Source organism: Sulfurisphaera sp. (genome assembly GCF_059755235.1).
Window position 1 is genome coordinate 29555 of record NZ_DBPRYF010000031.1, and the last position, 17959, is coordinate 47513.

General features: G+C 34.1%; 22 protein-coding genes and 2 pseudogenes. 14 read left to right on the forward strand and 10 right to left on the reverse strand.

The window, feature by feature from the left end; genetic code table 11:
• The first annotated feature begins 3 nt into the window (after positions 1–3).
• The 7 genes from doxA to AC3OCB_RS04755 all read left to right on the forward strand — a co-directional run bounded on the left by doxA (position 4) and on the right by AC3OCB_RS04755 (position 5074).
• Positions 4–510 (forward strand): thiosulfate:quinone oxidoreductase small subunit, encoded by a 507-nt coding sequence (gene doxA / locus AC3OCB_RS04725; protein WP_498341089.1) that lies wholly within the window; start codon positions 4–6, stop codon positions 508–510.
• Between the two features lie 31 nt (positions 511–541).
• Positions 542–1942, forward strand: a complete 1401-nt coding sequence (locus AC3OCB_RS04730) for a hypothetical protein (protein WP_498341091.1) — start codon at positions 542–544, stop codon at positions 1940–1942.
• A gap of 182 nt (positions 1943–2124) precedes the next feature.
• A complete protein-coding gene (locus tag AC3OCB_RS04735) occupies positions 2125–3717 on the forward strand; it encodes an APC family permease (protein ID WP_498341092.1) in 1593 nt (530 codons plus the stop codon).
• A 118-nt stretch (positions 3718–3835) separates the two neighbouring features.
• On the forward strand, positions 3836–4021 hold the full coding sequence (locus tag AC3OCB_RS04740) for a hypothetical protein (protein WP_498341094.1): 186 nt from the start codon (positions 3836–3838) through the stop codon (positions 4019–4021).
• Positions 4022–4072: 51 nt separating this feature from the next.
• Positions 4073–4258 (forward strand): hypothetical protein, encoded by a 186-nt coding sequence (locus AC3OCB_RS04745; RefSeq protein WP_498341095.1) that lies wholly within the window; start codon positions 4073–4075, stop codon positions 4256–4258.
• Positions 4259–4335: 77 nt separating this feature from the next.
• A complete protein-coding gene (locus tag AC3OCB_RS04750) occupies positions 4336–4587 on the forward strand; it encodes a hypothetical protein (protein WP_498341096.1) in 252 nt (83 codons plus the stop codon).
• 163 nt (positions 4588–4750) lie between these two features.
• On the forward strand, positions 4751–5074 hold the full coding sequence (locus AC3OCB_RS04755; protein WP_498341097.1) for a hypothetical protein: 324 nt from the start codon (positions 4751–4753) through the stop codon (positions 5072–5074).
• Here the strand turns inward: AC3OCB_RS04755 and AC3OCB_RS04760 are convergent.
• From AC3OCB_RS04760 to thiC, 3 genes and pseudogenes are all read right to left on the reverse strand, one after another.
• Positions 5045–6547, reverse strand: a complete 1503-nt coding sequence (locus AC3OCB_RS04760; RefSeq protein ID WP_498341098.1) for a cation:proton antiporter domain-containing protein — start codon at positions 6545–6547, stop codon at positions 5045–5047. The two genes, AC3OCB_RS04755 and AC3OCB_RS04760, sit on opposite strands and share 30 nt — an antisense overlap.
• A gap of 765 nt (positions 6548–7312) precedes the next feature.
• The gene (locus tag AC3OCB_RS04765; protein ID WP_498341099.1) at positions 7313–7627 is read right to left on the reverse strand and encodes a hypothetical protein; all 315 of its coding nucleotides are present in this window, start codon (positions 7625–7627) and stop codon (positions 7313–7315) included.
• A 54-nt stretch (positions 7628–7681) separates the two neighbouring features.
• Positions 7682–8967 (reverse strand): annotated as a pseudogene (thiC, locus tag AC3OCB_RS04770) (phosphomethylpyrimidine synthase ThiC).
• 107 nt (positions 8968–9074) lie between these two features.
• On the opposite strand from thiC, the gene AC3OCB_RS04775 reads away from it, so the two are divergent.
• A complete protein-coding gene (locus AC3OCB_RS04775) occupies positions 9075–10313 on the forward strand; it encodes an FAD-dependent oxidoreductase (protein WP_498341100.1) in 1239 nt (412 codons plus the stop codon).
• On the opposite strand, the gene AC3OCB_RS04780 is transcribed toward AC3OCB_RS04775, so the two are convergent.
• The gene (locus tag AC3OCB_RS04780) at positions 10300–11244 is read right to left on the reverse strand and encodes an NAD-dependent epimerase/dehydratase family protein (protein WP_498341102.1); all 945 of its coding nucleotides are present in this window, start codon (positions 11242–11244) and stop codon (positions 10300–10302) included. The genes AC3OCB_RS04775 and AC3OCB_RS04780 overlap by 14 nt on opposite strands.
• 36 nt (positions 11245–11280) lie before the next feature.
• Positions 11281–11670 carry an Lrs14 family HTH-type transcriptional regulator gene (gene lrs14, locus AC3OCB_RS04785; RefSeq protein WP_498341104.1) on the reverse strand — a complete coding sequence of 130 codons (390 nt, stop codon included), beginning with the start codon at positions 11668–11670 and terminating at the stop codon, positions 11281–11283.
• Positions 11671–11862: 192 nt separating this feature from the next.
• Between lrs14 and AC3OCB_RS04790 the strand changes: the two genes are divergently transcribed.
• The 3 genes from AC3OCB_RS04790 (at position 11863) to AC3OCB_RS04800 (ending at position 13824) form a co-directional block, all read left to right on the forward strand.
• Positions 11863–12312, forward strand: a complete 450-nt coding sequence (locus tag AC3OCB_RS04790; RefSeq protein ID WP_498341105.1) for a hypothetical protein — start codon at positions 11863–11865, stop codon at positions 12310–12312.
• 449 nt (positions 12313–12761) lie between these two features.
• Positions 12762–12923, forward strand: a complete 162-nt coding sequence (locus tag AC3OCB_RS04795) for a hypothetical protein (RefSeq protein WP_498341107.1) — start codon at positions 12762–12764, stop codon at positions 12921–12923.
• Between the two features lie 352 nt (positions 12924–13275).
• Entirely contained in the window at positions 13276–13824 is a 549-nt protein-coding gene (locus AC3OCB_RS04800) for a thioredoxin family protein (protein WP_498341108.1), read from the forward strand.
• A gap of 107 nt (positions 13825–13931) precedes the next feature.
• Here the strand turns inward: AC3OCB_RS04800 and AC3OCB_RS04805 are convergent, their stop codons facing one another.
• Positions 13932–14120 (reverse strand): PIN domain-containing protein, encoded by a 189-nt coding sequence (locus tag AC3OCB_RS04805; RefSeq protein WP_498341110.1) that lies wholly within the window; start codon positions 14118–14120, stop codon positions 13932–13934.
• Between the two features lie 47 nt (positions 14121–14167).
• Between AC3OCB_RS04805 and AC3OCB_RS04810 the strand changes: the two genes are divergently transcribed.
• Positions 14168–15520 carry a DUF1641 domain-containing protein gene (locus AC3OCB_RS04810; RefSeq protein WP_498341111.1) on the forward strand — a complete coding sequence of 451 codons (1353 nt, stop codon included), beginning with the start codon at positions 14168–14170 and terminating at the stop codon, positions 15518–15520.
• Here AC3OCB_RS04810 and AC3OCB_RS04815 read toward each other — a convergent pair.
• Positions 15497–15823 (reverse strand): hypothetical protein, encoded by a 327-nt coding sequence (locus AC3OCB_RS04815; protein WP_498341178.1) that lies wholly within the window; start codon positions 15821–15823, stop codon positions 15497–15499. The two genes, AC3OCB_RS04810 and AC3OCB_RS04815, sit on opposite strands and share 24 nt — an antisense overlap.
• 181 nt (positions 15824–16004) lie before the next feature.
• Entirely contained in the window at positions 16005–16274 is a 270-nt protein-coding gene (locus tag AC3OCB_RS04820) for a hypothetical protein (protein WP_498341179.1), read from the reverse strand.
• Here AC3OCB_RS04820 and AC3OCB_RS04825 point away from each other — a divergent pair.
• A pseudogene (locus AC3OCB_RS04825) lies at positions 16234–16649 on the forward strand (lipoate--protein ligase family protein); the annotation flags it as partial. The gene AC3OCB_RS04820 and the pseudogene AC3OCB_RS04825 sit on opposite strands and share 41 nt — an antisense overlap.
• Here the strand turns inward: AC3OCB_RS04825 and AC3OCB_RS04830 are convergent.
• Both AC3OCB_RS04830 and AC3OCB_RS04835 read right to left on the reverse strand, forming a co-directional pair.
• On the reverse strand, positions 16642–17361 hold the full coding sequence (locus tag AC3OCB_RS04830; protein WP_498341113.1) for a CBS domain-containing protein: 720 nt from the start codon (positions 17359–17361) through the stop codon (positions 16642–16644). The pseudogene AC3OCB_RS04825 and the gene AC3OCB_RS04830 sit on opposite strands and share 8 nt — an antisense overlap.
• The gene (locus AC3OCB_RS04835) at positions 17361–17516 is read right to left on the reverse strand and encodes a hypothetical protein (RefSeq protein WP_498341115.1); all 156 of its coding nucleotides are present in this window, start codon (positions 17514–17516) and stop codon (positions 17361–17363) included. Before AC3OCB_RS04835 ends, AC3OCB_RS04830 begins: the two co-directional genes overlap by 1 nt.
• Before the next feature lie 283 nt (positions 17517–17799).
• Here AC3OCB_RS04835 and AC3OCB_RS04840 point away from each other — a divergent pair, with 283 nt between their 5' ends.
• Entirely contained in the window at positions 17800–17934 is a 135-nt protein-coding gene (locus tag AC3OCB_RS04840; protein WP_498341117.1) for a hypothetical protein, read from the forward strand.
• The last annotated feature ends 25 nt before the right edge of the window (positions 17935–17959 follow it).

Consider the following 17959-nt stretch of genomic DNA (forward strand, 5'->3'; position numbering starts at 1 on the left):
AAAATGAATAAAGTAACTGTAGTTGGAATAATTTTTGCATTATTTACTATTGGGTGGATATTAGGAACAGGCCAATGGGCTTATGGTAACGTAGTTGGACCATTATTTAACAACTCTAAATTGCCGAAACTTAACATTACATACATTCAAGCATATAATACACCACAAGGAGTTAAATTAGTATTGAACATTACTGACATAGACGGTCCGGATGCGTATCCTGCATCAGCTCCACTAATGGAAATATATAACTCCACTTGGCATATGTGGTTAAATTCCTCACAAATATCCAATGATACAATTAAGATAATACAGGCACCATGGAATGCTAACAAAAAAGACTCAGTAAATTGGTACTCTGGATTTGTTGTAATACTAGGAAGTGAAGCGCAGTTCCAGTTAATAATACCCCATCTTCACCTCTCTCCGGGCAAATATTTCGTTAAGCTGTATACTCCATCCATAAGCACCAGCAGAGAAGCTGTAGCATCCTTTACAATTTCAAGTTAACTTAAATTTTTTCTTTTTCTATTTTTAAATCATGGAAGATTACTCTAATGAGGTACGTGAAAGGGCTTTACAGCTTTACTCTGAAAATAAAGTGCTAGGTCTTCTAAAGAGAAACAACTTACTTATAGGAATTGTTAAAGACGTAGAAAATGATTATAGAGTAGTTTATGACCTAGAGAAAAATTACGGAAAATGTGAGTGTAGATTAGGGAAAGACTGTGAGCATATTCTCGCAGTAAAGATAAGCTTTGAAAAAGGAGAATTTGTTAATATTGATAAAATTGAAGAGAAAATTACAAAAATGAACAAAAAGGAGATAACTTGGGTACTATTAACTTTATTAGAAAAATTTCCTCAATTGTCTAATTATCTGGCTCCGCAGGAAAATCCTAGAGAGGTGATTAAAAGATACGAGAAAATAATAATGCAATATCAAAATAAAAATACTCTTAACTCTTTCACTGATTTTCTGATAAATAACAAGGAGAAAATAGAAAAGAGTGATATTTTTGATATTTTACATTCAATCTCTTCATGCAGTACAAAGTGCTTTTATAGTTTTACCAGTGAAGAGAACTTTGCCAAAGACTTTTTGAATACTCTTTCTGATATACTAATTGAGAAAGGAATAGAAAGTAAGGACGTGGAAATACTAGAGAAGATTATGGAAAAAGATAAGTTTGGAAACCTGGATGATTTCTTCATAAGGTTATTTAACCAAGAAAAATTTAGGAATTCAATAAACCCTGATTTGTATCTAAACGTGTTAATAAGAAATAAAGACAAAGAAAGGTTGAGAAGTTTTTTACTTAATGTAAAGCTTTCCAATGAAGAGAAATTCGATATTCTTTCAAAGATTGATGAAAATGAAGCCTTAGAATTTGCAAAAGTTAATATGCTATACTCAAAGCTATTTGAGTACTACTATAACCTAGGAGAGTTCAACACTGCTCTCCAATATCTAGAGAAAATGATCGATCTAAAAGACATTTCTGGTTTAAGCAAAAACTTAGAGAAAATAACTAAGATTGTAAAAGGAGAAAATGAGTTAGTGAGAAAACTTTTCTTAATTGCTGATAACAATGTCTTACTTTATAGGTTATTAATACCTTTGTATGAAGTTGCGTCTGGTTCACTAAAATTCGATATTGCAACCTCAATTTTAAACAAAATAAACTCTTTGCCAGAAGACGATTATGTAAAAATTGTAAAGATCATAGCAGAGCAAAGAAAAGAGAAGTTGCCTGAGACTGTGACCTTATTTGTAGATAAACTGGCCGAGAAGAAGAAATATGAAGATATTATTGAATTATTGAGAGAATCTAGAAAATATTTAAAGAATGAAGATTTTAACAGCTTACTTTCCGTAATTAAAGAAAAATATAAGAAGAAGAAACAACTATATGAATTAATAAACAGATACTTATCATAATACCCCCTTTAAACTTTAGGTAAGTATTCCAGAGAGTACCTCATTATTTTTAAAATGTATATCACAGCACACCCTCATATTTTTAAAAATTTATGGTTATAGACTTTTTTAAGGGTTTTCAATAAAGGACTTTAATATAGTTAATTTTATTTTTGTGGCTAAGGGGTTATCGGATTGAAGAAATGACCCAAGAAAAAAAGTCCTTATTCTTAAGGGAGAGCTCTGGTCTAGTAAGAGAAGTTAGTCCATGGGCATCAATGTCAGCTACATTCGGTTTAGTAACTGGAGGAGTACCAATACTAATACTATCATGGTTATTCACAGCTCCCGGAGCTAATTGGATATTATCTTTTTTAATTGCCTTACCTCCCACATTGGGAATGGCATTTCTTTTTTACCTAGCTGGAGCTTCAATGCCCAGATCTGGGGGTGACTATGTTTTTAATAGTAGAGCAGTACACCCCGCGATAGGTTTTGTAAATTATTGGGGTTTGTTCATAGGTTTTGCTCTCTCTCTAGGTTATTACAGCTATTTAGCTGCTCAATGGTTTGCGTATCTGTTTTCTGGGATCGGGTTGGCATATAACAATTCCTTCTTTCTAAACCTTGGTAACTCTCTAGGTACAACCCCGGCTGAAATTATCCTAGGTACGGTTGTGGTAATACTTTCTACACTGTTGGCTTTAGCACCTAGGTTCCAATGGAAATTCGTATTATGGGGAGGAATAATCACTATTGTAGCAACAGTAATAATGTTTGTTGCTTTGGCACAAATAACACCTAATCAATTTGCTGGAGCTTTAACAGAAAACACCGGGATTCCTAATGCTTACCAAGAGGTAATTGATGACGCTGAGAGCAATGGCTTAACATTTTATCCAACACTTTATGCTTCTTTTCTAGCTTTACCAGTGATTTGGTATTATTATACATGGTATAATTTGCCAGCTTCTTGGTCAGGGGAGATGAAAAGACCTAAAATGAATATACTATATTCAGTTATAATATCAATATTAATAATAGCGGTATACTACATTCTCATAGTCTTCTTTAATGAGAAAGCTTTTGGTAGCACTTTTCTTACATCATGGAGTTATATTTCCAACCAGCAGTTAAACGATACCGTATATAACACCCTCTCAAACATAGGTAATTTTACACCATATTTCGCATTTATAGTAAACCATAACCTACTTCTTTTCATAATAATGTTCATAGCCTTATGGCTACCCAACTTCTACAGTAATCCTCCACTAGTTGTCGCATTAGTAAGATACTTGTTTGCATGGTCATTCGATAGATTAATGCCCTCTTGGTTAGCAGATGTAAATGATACCCTGAAATCTCCACTCAAGGCTACAATTCTAGTAGGAGTTTTGGGTGAAATAGGCGTGCTACTTTACGCATTCAATACTCCCGTTGCAATAGTAGATACTACCGTTGTTTTCGAGATTGGCTACGCTATATTTGCCATATCCACAGCACTTTTACCTTTCTTAAGGAAAGATATATACAAAAGAGCTGTACCTCATAAATGGAGTATAGGAAAGATACCAGTAATTTCTATTATAGGAGGTGCGGTATTCGCATTCCTGCTGGGTGTTTTAGCATTTACATGGGGAAACCCAGTCTTACTACCAATTAATTTTGTAACGCTTTTATCATTAGGGATAATTTACGCTTCTGGCATCGCAATTTACGTGATAGCATACTATATAAATAAGGAAAAAGGAATAGACTTAAACATGTTGTTTAATGAAATACCACCAGAGTAAGTTTAGCAACAAATATTTTTAAACTCTTTTTAAATTTTTTTAATTATGAATATTGTTTTCCTTTCTTTCTTTAATAGCCTTTTCTATGTTAATTGCTATGTTTTATGTAATTTACTAGGTGGAGAAATGGAAAAGTGAGAGAAGAGTACTTCTGGCGCTGTATGTAGAGGGAATGATGCTAACGATGAATTTAGGGGCTTATCTTTATGTGGCTTATAAAGATCTATTCCTTTTCCTAGTCATGAACGGAGCATACATGGTTTTTGGTCTCTACGCAATTCTTAGCATGAAAAATGCGAACTAAAAGATCGTATATCCTCTATTTGCAATCTTAATGGTAATTTCTGGAGTTTTTATGGAATCCCTCTTTTACACTCTACAAACGGGTTTGCTAGCTAACATAGACACTTCTATAGAGAACATATGGTTTGTTGAAGTTATGCTTGCTGAAATGGTCTTCACCTTAATCATGTCAAGAGGAGTCGAAAACTCTAAGGAATTACTTAATTGCTTTACTTCTTTTAATGCCATGGTTCCCTGAAATCTTTCCAAGTAGTGTTAGCAATTATGTGTTCTTTATCTCTTCAGCAATAATGATTGGAGCGACAGTGTTTGTATATGAAACTCTATATAATCAAAGATTTAGTCTATACTCTTTACTCATTGGTATATAGGATAAAAAGCAATGTAGGTTTGTTTCTAGTATATTTCGTCCTTATAATGATGGTATCAATGTTCATAGGGGCTTTGATTTACTTATTTTCGCCTACTAACGTCTCTTTGGCTGAGGCAATAATAATAAACAATGGGTTAATGCTGTTTCTTTTAGTCTACCTTTTCTTGAATGCAAAAAATTGGCTAAGAGACTAGACCTCTCACCTTTTCATTCGCTTTCTGTTTCTACCTTAACGGTGGTTAATGAGATACTAATGGGGCTACATTCTCTTTAGCCTCTTTTGGCGCAACTTACTTTTCTTCTCTTTCCTCCTCTTTTCTGGTTACGCTAAACAGCTATTGGTTCTTTTACCCAATGATGGCTGAGATGCTCTCCCTTTATCTAATTGATTATGTAAAAGGTAAAGTTAGGAAAGAACTCTTCCCTGTAATAGGGATAACGACTTTTCCTCCAACACTTTTTAGTTTCTCACAGTGGGTTTATTCAAGTATCATAATTGACATGGCTCTTTCTTTATTAGGTATAATAAACTCAAAGGGGGTATGGAGGTACATCTATTTGTTAACTGCAATAAGTGTGATTTCAACTATTGTAACTCCAATATTTTTTGATTTAGTTATAGTAGCAGTAATGATACTTTTCTATTTCTACTTATTTAACTGGAGTAAGAATTCTCAATAACTCTCTTTCATAGACTACGGTAATTAATCTTTCTTTTTCATCTACAATAGTTACTACTGGGTCTTCGCTTTCCCTAAAAAACCTTAAGACATCAATTATTTTGCTATCTTTATCTAACATCTTTACCTCTATCTTATCTACATCGCAGACTCTCCTAACATTGTATTCTGCTGGGTCAATTTCAAGGAGCTGGCCTACTGAAATGTAACCAATTGGGTGCATATCATCATCAACAACTACAATGCCTCTATACCCCTTCTCGTTTATTATGTCTATTACTTGCCTTAATGTCTGATAACAATAGGCTACTGTTGTATTCTTAATAACTTTAGTTACAGGCTGTTGAAGGTTTACCTTTACTTCTTCCGTTTTAGGTTTACCATATCTTAATCTGAAAAGAAGAGGGAAAAGTACTGTAGCAAAGACTATTGATAAGACTGAAAAGGAATATTGATAGGATGAGATTAAGCTAGAAGTTAGTGCTGAAACTAGTAATGATGCATCAACTCCCCCCTTTACCGCTGTACCTAGACCGTTAATTATTGGGTCTACATTAACAATTTTTGATGTAATAAAACCGGCCAAGAATTTTGAGGAAACTATAGCTGCAAAAAGGACTAATGATATTGTTAAAAGTTGGAGAGAAATTTTTACAAAATACAACCCTATTCCTACAAAGAAGAGAGGCTCAAAAAATCCGTAAGTAAAACCTCTCAACCTTTCTACTAAATATGGTCTATCCTTTAAGTATCCCCTTAGAAGAAAACCCAAAAATAAAGCAGCTATCGCTGAATTAAAACTAAGAACTTCTGCAACATATCCTATTAAAAAGATAATTGAGATAATGGTTGCAAACTCTATTTCTCTGACTTTTATGTAACCCTCAATTAGCTCTAATAAACGTGAGATCTGACTACCTAGTAAAAAGATGATTATTACTAGTACTATTATACTTATTATACTTATTAAATTAAATTTTGTGAATATAGCAAATAGAACAACAGCCAAAATCTCGTTAAACACTGATTGGTTAAAAATGATCATACCAAGTTTTTGTTTAGATAGCCCTAGGTCAATTAAAAGCCTTGTTAAGGGACCGACACTGGTCATAGCTGAAGGAACAATTAACAAAGGGGAGAATTGCCCTAGACTTAAAAGTACAAGGCCTATAAGAAGGAACGGTAAAGATAGTTGAATGACTGATGAGATAAACTGTTTTCCTTCTATTTCTAGTTTTTCTCCAAGTTCTTCCGCTCCTGCTAGGAATAACAAAAAGACTATTCCTAAAGAAGTTATAAATGATATTATCTGGTTAATCTTGATTATACTTAAAACACCATCTCCTAAAATAATGCCTACAATTATAGGACCAACAAATCTAACTAAATTTAATCTTCCAAACACTTCTTCTGCTAACTTTGCTGATATCAACATTATCCCTAAGTAAAGTAAGCTGGCGACAAGTAGACTCATGGAAGAATATTACTCGTCACAATTAAAACGTTAACTATGAACTTAATTAACAAGATTTATATAAAACATAAATATTAATTATAATATAATTTAAATTTACCCTAAAGTGCAAGACTTTTGGTTGTAATAAAACTCTTAAGTTATCTATTACCCTAGAACTAATAACTTCTACTCCTAGAAATCACAGCCTTGTTAAACCAAGTCTAAACTATTACAAATAAGGCTCTTTTACTCTTATCTTTTTCATAATGTCATAATATTCTGGAAACTCTTACCTCACATATTTCACTGGTATGTCATAACTCTTTTCAGTATCTGCTTTTGTTCTTATGACTCTCTTGATTACTCTTAAAATAAAATTCTTATGAGATAAAAATTAATTATTGAGTTAAATAAACTTTTCAACATGCGTTAGATATTATCCTAGAATCCACTCCTTTTGATTCAGCTTAGCTATTAGAATTTCCTTAAGTTGATTAAAGTTTGTTGTGAATAGTCCTTTGAATTTTCTACTTCTAGCTTATCTTAGATAATATTCTACTACTACTATAATACCTACTCTACCCTTATTTATAGCATAGATAGACACTTGATAATTTAAGGGGAAGTTTTCTATTTTCTCATTTATTCTAAGATGTAACTTATATGGATTGAGAGTATTTTCAACTGATATAATATTAAAAGGAAAATCTGAGAAGCTAAGATCAGATAATAAGTTATTTGCTGTTGTACTTATTGCGAAATAAATTTTACCTTTAGAAGAAGTTATATAAGAGAAAAAGAGGAGAAAAGAAAATATAAGATTATAATTTCCTCTCTTGCAAATTTTACTAACTCTTTTCCTAAAAGATAAGAAATTGGGAGAAGAAAGAGAGAAATAAGAAAGAAAAAATCTAATGATAAAGAGAGCACTAAAACATAAGAAATATTGTAAATAGCGAGAGGAAAGGGAGAAGAACCGGGAAAATTAACTTGTTCTGGTTCTTCATATATTAATTTAAAATAATTAAGCTGGGATAAAAACTCCTTATGACTACGACGAATGTTCTCTTCATCAATTAGACTCCAGGGTATTGACATAACTTCTTACTTAATCTCCAATTGTCTTTATATATAAAATATTAACTGTTAAAACTACCCAGCTTTCCTAACTTGTTCCATTGCCCACATCATAGGACAATAACCACCGCACATTGTACAGGCCTTAACTTTGGGTTTACCGAACTGTGTATACACATTATAAGCACTCTCTGGATCAATAAGATTTGAAATCATGTTATCCCAGTCGAGTTTACCCCTATAATAACTCACCAGATCATCCCATTTCCTAGCTTTTTTACCTAGTTTAACTACATCACCTGAATGAGCAGTGATTCTATAAGCTATTACGCCTTCTTCTACTTGCTTCACGGTTGGCAAACTTAAATGTTCTGCAGGTGTTAAATACCATAATAGATCTGCTCCGCTTGCAGACGAAATTGCTGCACCAATGGCCGAAGCTATGTGATCATAAGGAGCACCTACATCAATTGGTAATGGACCCAGAACGTAATAGGGAACACCACTAGTAAGTTTTTTCATTAGCTTTACGTCCCAAGCTATCTCATTTAAAGGAACATGACCTGCACCTTCTACCATTACTTGGACTCCTTTCTCTAATGAACTTTTCACTAGTCTAGCACTTTCTATCAGCTCACTTATTTGGAATTCATCATGCGCATCTCCAGTAGCTCCAGGCCTTAATGCGTCTCCCAAAGAGATAACTGCATCATATCCTTAAACATCTCCAAGATGTAATCTCAGTGCTTCCTATACGGGTTTTCAGAATTGTTATGCAACATCCACCCGGCTATCATATCTCCTCCTCTAGATACTATAGATATAATTCTTTTGCTCTTCAGTGCCTTGATAGCCAATTCCTTAGTTATCCCCGCATGGATAGTCATAAACGCAACTCCATCTTTAAGATGTTTCTCAACTGCATTGAGCAAATCCTCTTCCGTAAAATAAGCTCCTCCAGATTTCTTTCTAAAAGATTCAATAAAAACTTGATAAACAGGTACAGTACCAACTGGCAAGTCGGAATGCTTTATTATTTCCCTCCTAATCTCATCTAAATCACCGCCTGTCGATAAGTCCATCAATGTATCTCCCCATTTGTTAGCTATTTTCACTTTTTCTAATTCAGATTGTAGATCAACCACTTCACTGGAAGTGCCTATATTAACATTAACTTTTGTAGTTAAACCTTTCCCTATAGCAACTAACTTTCTAGAGGGATTTTTTATGTTTCTAATGACCATAATCTTTCCATTTGCGATCCTTCTTCTAATCTTTTCAGCAGAGACTTTTTCTATCTCACTTATCCTTTTCATTTCCTCTGTAACAATTCCATTCCTTGCATCTTCAATTATTGATATAAGAATAACTCAATAAAGTAACTTATAAACATTATTATATACAATTTGTCTCAATTTCTTAATTATTTTGGAGTCAAGCTTAAATAAAGTGGACAATAATGTAACTTATGATTATTGTTGTAGGCTCTGGGCCAGCAGGCATTTATGGAGCAATAACTGCTTCTCTAATGGGAGAAAGAGTTAAGCTAATTGAAGAGAAAGAAAAACTCGGTGGAACTTGCGTCTTATATGGTTGCATACCATCTAAAGCAATGCTTCACCCGCTTACAATAAAATACTCTTTAGAAAGACTAGGAAAGAACATAGACTTTTCCTATGAAGAATTAGTAAAACTTGCACAAGATGTTATAAATAGAGTATCTAAAGGAACGGAATACATGCTAGAGAGTGCAGGAGTAGAAGTTATTCACGGGAAAGCCACTTTAAAGGGAAAAGAAATTGAGGTAGCTGGACAAACGTATAATCCAGATAAACTGCTCATAGCAACTGGTACTTTAAAACCTGAAGCAAAAGATACAATAGCTTCTGATGATCTTCCGTATTTAGATAAGGACTTCAAAAAAGTTGTAGTAATAGGGGGAGGAGTTGGCGGAGTAGAATATGCTTGGCTACTCCATAAAGTCGGAAAAGAGGTACACGTAGTGGAGAAAGATTCTCTCCTTTTAGCAAAGCATGACCAAGACTTAAGAAACACAGTTACAAACCACTTTAAGAGGATTGGAGTTAAACTTCATTTAAATACAGAAGCGAAAATAGAGGAGGGAAAAGTTAAGCTATCTAGTGGAGAGGAAATAACACCAGATTACATTTTGTTGAGCTTTGGAAGAAAACCTAATCTAGCAGGTTTTGAGAGTATTCCTCATAAGTATTTCGTTGATGTCAATGAATATATGGAAACGCAAATAAAAGATATTTATGCTGCGGGAGATATAACAGGATCATTTACTGCACATGAAGCTATACACAAAGGTTATATTGCAGGGTTAAATATGAAGGGAATAAGAAAAAGCTACAATGGCAACGCTGTTCCTAAAGTAATTTACACTTCACCTCAAATAGCTTATGTTGGAAACACAGATCATGGTAGATGCGTCAAAATTGATTTGGCTAGCTTACCAAGAGCTATAGCAGATAAAGAGACTGAGGGGTTTGTAAAGGTTTGTGAAAATGACGGAAAAATTGTAGGTGCTGTAGCTTTTTCCGAGAGAGCTGAAGAGATTGTATCTCTAATTGCTTTAGGAATGAAGCTTAATGCTAGTATAGATGACTTAATCGATTTCCAGTACCCTCACCCGTCATACTTAGAGATAATATGGGAAATTCTAAGAAAAATTAAGTCGGGATAAGAATCTTTTTCTCATCAAGCTCTTTTAAAAATAAGGCATTCTGCATAATCTCATTTTCATCAAATTTAGGATCAACAAGTTGTTTAGCTACACTACAGTCAAACTTTGTCCCTTCATATTTCACTAAGCCTTTGATGTCTTTTGGCAACACAGATTTTACGAGGTTTTTAGGTAAAGGTATCTCTACAGCTCTTTTACCTAGAGCTCTAGCATATAATTCAAAAAACCTTTCTAACTTTATTGGCTCACATTCCGTTGCGTAAAAATAGAGTAATTCTGGTTTTTCTTCAGCAAGCTTATTAATCATTTTAGCTATTGAGGTTGCACTAATAGGCATAAATGTAATGCCAGTCTTTGGGACAATTCCCCATTTCGCCATTTTGTACATCATAACAAACTGTACATGGACAGCATACTTGCCATAAACTAAAGTAGGACGAAGAATAGCTAAGGGAAAATTCCCTTTTGCTATTGAATATACTGCTTGTTCCCCCTCGAACTTTGTCTTTTCAAATGGGGTCTGAGGGTTTAACCCCTCTCCCAACTGTTTCTCAATCTTCACTTCTCCAGTAATACCATAAGTTGAGCCACTAGTATGGATAAATAAGGGCTTTGTACCCACATCTTTAATTAAGGTTGCAATTGCTTTTGGTACCTCTGCATTTGCGATTCTGAGACTCTTTTCATCACCGCTAATTTCACCAATGAAATTTACTATTACGTCATTATTCTTTATTTCCTCCCTAACTTTATCCACATCAGAAAGGACATCAAGCTTAACAAGTTTTACTCCCTTACTTGATAGAATATCGTAGTATACTTTTTTTACTGGATTTAAGTTTCTGTAAGTAACTGTAACTTCATGAGCTGAGGAAAGGAACTCAGCCACTTGAGTTGCAATAAAACCGAGACCAAAAATGAGAACTTTCATAGTGATAGAAGTGACGGAAAAAATAAAATTCTTTTGTCAGCTTCCTTGTGCTTGTTTTCCTAGTTCCCTAGGAATCAGCTGACCAAATAGCTCTGCACATCTCTTGAAATCATTCGTTATTTTATCTGTTAACTTCTCTACTGGTATAGCCTTATAAATATATCTCGGCCTACCACCCTTTGCTGAGGAGTCTTTTACTCTCTCTACAAATCCCAAAGAGACTAATTTATTTACACTCCTATTTATTGAAGCCTTAGACAGTTTGAGAATTTCTGCTAATGCATCCTCATTCTTTCCTTCGCCACCTAGCAAGATCTTTAACACTTGGAAATCAGTATCTGATACATCATAGCAGAAAGTAAGGGCTTCAAGTATTCCTACTTCTTTTCCACTAGGCAGTCTTATTTTAGTTATTTCCAATTCCATAGTTAATCTGATATATAATTTAAATAACGAGTATTTAAATCTTTGTATTTTAAGCAAATAGATTACCCAAGTATTAAAACCTAATCTTCACATTTCTAATTAATAAAAAAATACCAAAACTATAAAAATATATTATAAGTTGCAAATCTAAGGAAGTATAAAAATATTATTGCCTTTGACTCCTTTATTAGTGTGGAAATAGAAGGAATTTTGATTGAAGAGAACCTTTTACAAAGTGAGAAGGAAAGAAGAGAGTTGGAAAGCAGAGGTTACAAAATTGTGAGAAGGAAAGAAAATGAGAACCTGTTACATATATTTGAAGAAGACAAGACCACTCTGAATTGCAACAAAGACGAAAATGTGTTTAAGATAGCCCTTCTTAATTCTACTCTCTGTAGGATCACAATAACAGATAAACTCACTACAGTTATCTTATTTGCAGGAAAAAGAGTCCAAACATATAGCTTTAGGATACCTAGAAAAGTGGCTATGAAAGGTATTAGGGAGATTTACAAAAATGTACGCTCTTTTCATGAATTTGTAGAAAGATATCTTGCTTTCCTAAACGAAAATAATGACGATAAAATGTTAGAATGGTTAAAAGAAACTATAAACGAAATAAAGGAGAAAAAAAGGGCATAATTTACTAGTTACAAGAGAAAGCCTCGCCCTTTAGGGAGGGGATGATAAAAGAAAGTTTATAAAGCGTTTTATTAACCAATACCTTGAGTTAACCGTGGGGAGCCATCCTCAAGCGACTACTATAAGCGACAGTCCTCCTCTCTATTCTATGCCCTGCACGGTTAACTCCCATTTAGCAGAGAAGGAAGAAAAATAAGAAGAACTAGTGTTGTTAAACTAATAGTGACAGATGACGTTGAAACTAAGTTAAAATCTCTATGCAGTTTGGCATCAAAACTGTGGAATGAGGTTAATTACGCAAGAAGGACGCAATTCTTCGGAATAAGGATGTTGATCTGAAAGGAACATATAAAGAGTTCTACGAAAAATACAAGAAGTTAATAGGTCCAGCGACAGATCAACAAATATTAATTAAAAACAATGAGACATGGAGATCTTTCTTCAACTTGTTGAAAGCAAAGAAAGAGGGGAAATTGCCGACATTCGTAACTAAGGTCAATCCAGCTGGATATAAAAAGAAGGGGAAATCGAGAGAGCTGTGGGTCGTGTTAAGAAATGACCAATACAAGATTGAAGGAAACAAAATCGTTCTAAAAGGACTTATGCTATAGGAAGGATAGAAGTAGAGTATAGAGGGTTAATTCACTTAAAGGGTAAACAAGGCAGACTAGAAATTCACTACAATGGTAGCGGCTGGTATGCTCATATTACTTTTGAAGTTGAGAAAAAAACTGTATGAGTCCCACTTGATGATGCACAATGCGTGGAGGGAGGAGTTAACAGCTAATCTCAAATGGGAGGCCCATGGCGTTAGCCTCGACTGAGCCGGTTTGGTTGAAGCTGACGATTTTACACCTAGGGCTAACCTACTCTATTTGTTATAAAGAATTTCGATAGCAGAAAAGAGTTAGAAGAAAAATTAATTAAAGCGATAGAAGGAATAGAGAGTTTGAGGTATTTCTTATGAGCTACGATTATATCATTTCACAGTACATAAATTACATACACGATCTAACTATAGAGAGTTGCAAAGGAAACGAAATTTTAGTTTATTTTAAGGATACACTAAATATTGTTAGTAAAGAAGGTTGTGATAAGCCATATATAAAAGTATATAAGGGAAATAGGCTTTATTTCACGTACTATGGGATCCCTTCTGTTAATGAGTTTTGGCCTTTCCTAAATGCCCTTGTAAGGATCTCTAATAACGCTATCCAGCTAGACGATAAGGAAAAGGAACTTGCTTCAAAAATAAAGGGCAATGTAAAACTCTTTGTTACCCCAGATTGTACGAAATGTCCAATAGCTGCTGAACTCTTATACCAATTACCAATATACAATGAAAATGTAAATCTTGAGATAATAGACGTAGAAACATATGAGGATTTAGGTAAGAAATTTAGAGTTCTTAATGTACCTAAAATAATACTTAATGAAAAAGTAGAAGTACCTGGCACTTTCCCGCCGGCAATTATACTAAAAATGTTAGCTAAGGGAAGTGAACAATATTGATGTTCATCTCTTTAGCTACTTTTTCCACTTTTTCATCTGAAGCAATTAACAAAGCCGAAAGCTCTTGAGCAACTAACAAAGACTCTGAATCTGCCTCATCTAAGTCATTAATCTTTATTTGGTTTATGAGAATAAGCTCTTACCCATATATTCTCAAACATCAGAGGATTTATACTAGATTTCAACGCTTTGGCGTAAGTTAATAGAGTAACTACAAGCTTCTTATCCTTATACTTTTCTAAAAGAACAGGCAAATATTTTAATGAACTAAATGTAATTACGACAAACTCAGCCATAATTAAACTATATAAATTAAAATGTTAATAAATTTGTGGAGATAAAATTGGCACAAACAATCACAGACCCATTAGAAAAATTAACAGATCCTCAGAATATACAAAGATTATCAAAATTAATTGACTCATTGCCAGCCTTAGAGAAACTAGCTGACAAAATGACTGAAATGGATAAGAAAGGAGAATTAGATCAACTTTTAGCACTTGCAGACCAAGCAATGTCGATACTTGATGCAGTACAAAAAGCAGATCTGATAAACGCGTTAATATCCTTCGGAATGGATCAAGTAACAAAGATACAAGCTTTATGGCCGTTAGTGGAAAAGCTAACTAGTGATAAAGCTCTCGGTATTATACAATCACTCGATGTAGACTCATTACTAACAGCGACAGAAAAGCTAACACCAATGCTACAAAAACTGACAAGTGATAAGGCACTAAAAGTTATTGAGAGCTTAGACGTGGACAGCTTACTTACTGCTACAGAAAAGATGCTACCATTATTAAACAAGCTAACTACTGATAAGGCAATAAAAGTCGTGGAGAGTCTTGATATTGATAACCTCTTAGACACAATAGAAAAGATGATGCCATTATTAAACAAGCTTGCAGCGATGACAGCTGATATGCAGAAGAAAGGACAAATAGATATGTTAGTTAACTTAATGCAACAATCATTAGATTTACTTGATGCAGTACAAAAAGCAGATCTGATAAACGCGTTAATATCCTTCGGAATGGATCAAGTAACAAAGATACAAGCTTTATGGCCGTTAGTGGAAAAGCTAACTAGTGATAAAGCAGTGAGCTTGTTACAGTCACTCGACATTGATGGACTACTTAATGCTACAGAAAAACTACTCCCACTACTAAATAAGTTAACTAGTGATAAGGCACTAAAAGTGTTGCAGTCTTTAGATGTAGACTCACTATTAACAGCGACAGAAAAACTAACACCAATGCTACAAAAACTGACAAGTGATAAGGCAATGTCGCTACTTGAACAAATGGATATAGACTCAATGTTAAACTCCATGATGGCTTTAACGCCAATGCTAAAACAGCTAACAAATGAAAAAACAGTAAAGCTATTAGCACAAATGGATATGTCCTCAATGTTTGCTCTACTCGAAAGACTTGCAGAATTACAAAAAGCTGGTGTATTAGATAAATTAATGAAGATATTTGAGGTATTAGGAGATCCACAACTGATAGACGGTTTAGTTTCAATAACACAGAAGATGGGAGTTGCACTGAAGCTGTGGATAAACGATTTACCAAGCGTGAAACCAGTAGGATCATTTGGATTAGTGGGAGCTTTAGGAAATAAGGATACAAGCTACGCAATGGGAGCATTACTCAAGTTTGCAGAAGATCTAGGAAAAGCCTTGAAGGAGTAAACTATTTACTAAATTTTTTACTTGGGAAATTTTTTCTTTTTCTGTGAAAGTTTTTGCCTCAAGTTCCTCTTTTTTACCTTCAATACCCATAAGAAAAGAAACCATACATTCTGCAGGCATTTTACCGTATCCGCCTCCTCCATAACCAATAAACTTTGCATTTGTCTCATAAAGAAGTCTCTTCACTTTCAGACCCAGTAGATTATATGAGTTACAAGTTAAGTTAAGGGATTTTAATCCATCATCCTTATGCCCATCAACCCCAGCTAGTGTTGAAATGTAAGTAGGCTGTTCTCGATACAGCGATAAATTTAAATAATTTTAGCTACTGTCAATTCTCTTGAGGCTAGGCTGGATGAAGCTCCTTTTGATGATGCGCAATGCGTGGAGGGAGGAGCTTACAGCTAAAATCTCAAATGGGAGGCTCATGGCGTTAGCCTCGACTGGGCTCCATGCAGTGTGATTGAAGCTGATGATACCACACCTAGAGCCAACCCAGGCCATGGATTGAAAGTATGGAGAAGTAACTAGAAATGACATGGTCTGGGAAACGCTTAAAGTCAGATATGATTTCTGAAATACGTAGAGCTTCTTCAAAAACATCATCACCAGAGTACAAAAGAAGTTGTACGTTATAATTTAATCCTTTTCCATCCCCTTTGCCTCTTTCCTCTACTTTCCCAGTACTTGGAAAGAACTTACCATCATCCCAAGAAGAAATTAAATTATGGGATAAACTGGCTAAGGGAAAAATGAATGAAGAGAGAGTTTACTATAAGGATAATAGACATCCAGATTTACACACTGAAAGATGCGTAAAGATAAACAATGCCGTTGCATTATGTTATTTAGATTATAAAGCAAGGAACTAGTTAGAATAACAGTAAAGATAGTTGATAAGAAATTCCATGAAGTCTCAATATCAGGGGATTTCTTCATAATGTCTCCTAGAGATTTTGCTGATTACCTAGAAGATTTACTGAAAAGAGTATATGTAACTAAGTATGAAGAAGTTATTAAGAGAGTATTTGAAGAGAAAAAACCTAACTTGTTCGGTTTTACAGCTGAGGACTTGATTAATGCTTTTAAAGAAATATTGAGCAAACCGGAAGTCCAAGAAGTTATATAGAGAGAACAGCTAATATTTCCCTTTCACTAATACTTCCTAAGAGTGATCTTGCATCAACAACTGGTAAGAACCCAATATTCTTTTCTGCCATTAGCATTCTCGCAGTTTCAAGAGACGAATCTGGAGTTACTTTATAAACATCAACTGTCATAAATCCTTCCGCTGTAGTATCTTCTAAATTCCTTCTTGCTAACAGTGCTCTTCCTATATCTTTAGCTGAAATTATTCCAATAGGTCTCTTTTCATCTACTACTACTGCATGCCTCTGCCAGTATGACTTCATGAAATCTGCTATTTCTGAAAGCTTTGCATTTTTAGTTGCAACAAGAGGTTCAACATTCATGACATCACCAACTTTTGTATCTCCAGAAACCTTACAATTTCTAATCAAGTCTCTTTCCGTAACTATTCCCACTATCCTTACACCATCTCCTACGACTAGAGAACCTATTCCTTCACTTGTCATTATTCTACATGCTTCCTTTACTTGCGATGTGGGAGTTATGAATATCAAATCCTTACTCATTATATCTTCTACTTTTCCATCTATCTTTCTCCAATTATACACAATATCTCTAATAGTAATTATTCCATCTTTTTCAACTAGAACTCTCCTAATGTTGTTATTTACCATAATTTCTAATGTTTTAAAAATAGAAGTGCCTTTAGAAACAGAAATAACATCAGTGGACATCACGTCTTTTATTATCATTATTTAACCCTCTCTAAATTAACAGCATGAGCTTTAAAACATTCCTCTACTGTTATATACTTCCACATAGCTTCTGGCTTATAACACTCCATAGCCGGCAGATAAGAAGGAATTACTTTAAAAAGTGTTAGAAGAGTCTGAAAGAAGGTGTTCATTAAAAGATACACTAACGAGAAGTATTAAGGTTAATGTGAAATAGTAGATAATTTAAAACTTTTTAATTTAAAAAATAAATTATAATTATGATGGCAGAAGAAGAACTCCTTGAGCCTGGAGAAAACAGATTAAAAGAAATGCAACCTTACATATTCGACCTAATAGACCAACTCAACAACATATTAACATAAATAAAGTCTTTTAACACAGAATAGTCTAGCGAGAAAAATATCTGTAACTCTTTCAGTAATGACATTACACAAATATTACCCAGACATTTTTATGAAAGAAGTATGGAATGATGTGTTACAAATAGTTGAAGAGTTGAAGAAGATACCACAACTAGCTAATCAACTTAACGACCTATTAGCAGATGTAGACAAATTAAATGAGCTAAAGAAAGAAGCAGAATTTTAAGGTTTTCTTTTTTATTTTCACACTC

Coding starts and splice junctions, on each gene's coding strand:
- doxA (WP_498341089.1), top strand. CDS start 4: ATGAATAAAGTAACTGTAGTTGGAATAATTTTTGCATTATTTACTATT.
- AC3OCB_RS04730 (WP_498341091.1), top strand. CDS start 542: ATGGAAGATTACTCTAATGAGGTACGTGAAAGGGCTTTACAGCTTTAC.
- AC3OCB_RS04735 (WP_498341092.1), top strand. CDS start 2,125: ATGACCCAAGAAAAAAAGTCCTTATTCTTAAGGGAGAGCTCTGGTCTA.
- AC3OCB_RS04745 (WP_498341095.1), top strand. CDS start 4,073: ATGGAATCCCTCTTTTACACTCTACAAACGGGTTTGCTAGCTAACATA.
- AC3OCB_RS04750 (WP_498341096.1), top strand. CDS start 4,336: ATGAAACTCTATATAATCAAAGATTTAGTCTATACTCTTTACTCATTG.
- AC3OCB_RS04755 (WP_498341097.1), top strand. CDS start 4,751: ATGGCTGAGATGCTCTCCCTTTATCTAATTGATTATGTAAAAGGTAAA.
- AC3OCB_RS04760 (WP_498341098.1), bottom strand. CDS start 6,547: ATGAGTCTACTTGTCGCCAGCTTACTTTACTTAGGGATAATGTTGATA.
- AC3OCB_RS04765 (WP_498341099.1), bottom strand. CDS start 7,627: ATGTCAATACCCTGGAGTCTAATTGATGAAGAGAACATTCGTCGTAGT.
- AC3OCB_RS04775 (WP_498341100.1), top strand. CDS start 9,075: ATGATTATTGTTGTAGGCTCTGGGCCAGCAGGCATTTATGGAGCAATA.
- AC3OCB_RS04780 (WP_498341102.1), bottom strand. CDS start 11,244: ATGAAAGTTCTCATTTTTGGTCTCGGTTTTATTGCAACTCAAGTGGCT.
- lrs14 (WP_498341104.1), bottom strand. CDS start 11,670: ATGGAATTGGAAATAACTAAAATAAGACTGCCTAGTGGAAAAGAAGTA.
- AC3OCB_RS04800 (WP_498341108.1), top strand. CDS start 13,276: ATGAGCTACGATTATATCATTTCACAGTACATAAATTACATACACGAT.
- AC3OCB_RS04805 (WP_498341110.1), bottom strand. CDS start 14,120: ATGGCTGAGTTTGTCGTAATTACATTTAGTTCATTAAAATATTTGCCT.
- AC3OCB_RS04830 (WP_498341113.1), bottom strand. CDS start 17,361: ATGATAATAAAAGACGTGATGTCCACTGATGTTATTTCTGTTTCTAAA.
- AC3OCB_RS04835 (WP_498341115.1), bottom strand. CDS start 17,516: ATGAACACCTTCTTTCAGACTCTTCTAACACTTTTTAAAGTAATTCCT.
- AC3OCB_RS04840 (WP_498341117.1), top strand. CDS start 17,800: ATGAAAGAAGTATGGAATGATGTGTTACAAATAGTTGAAGAGTTGAAG.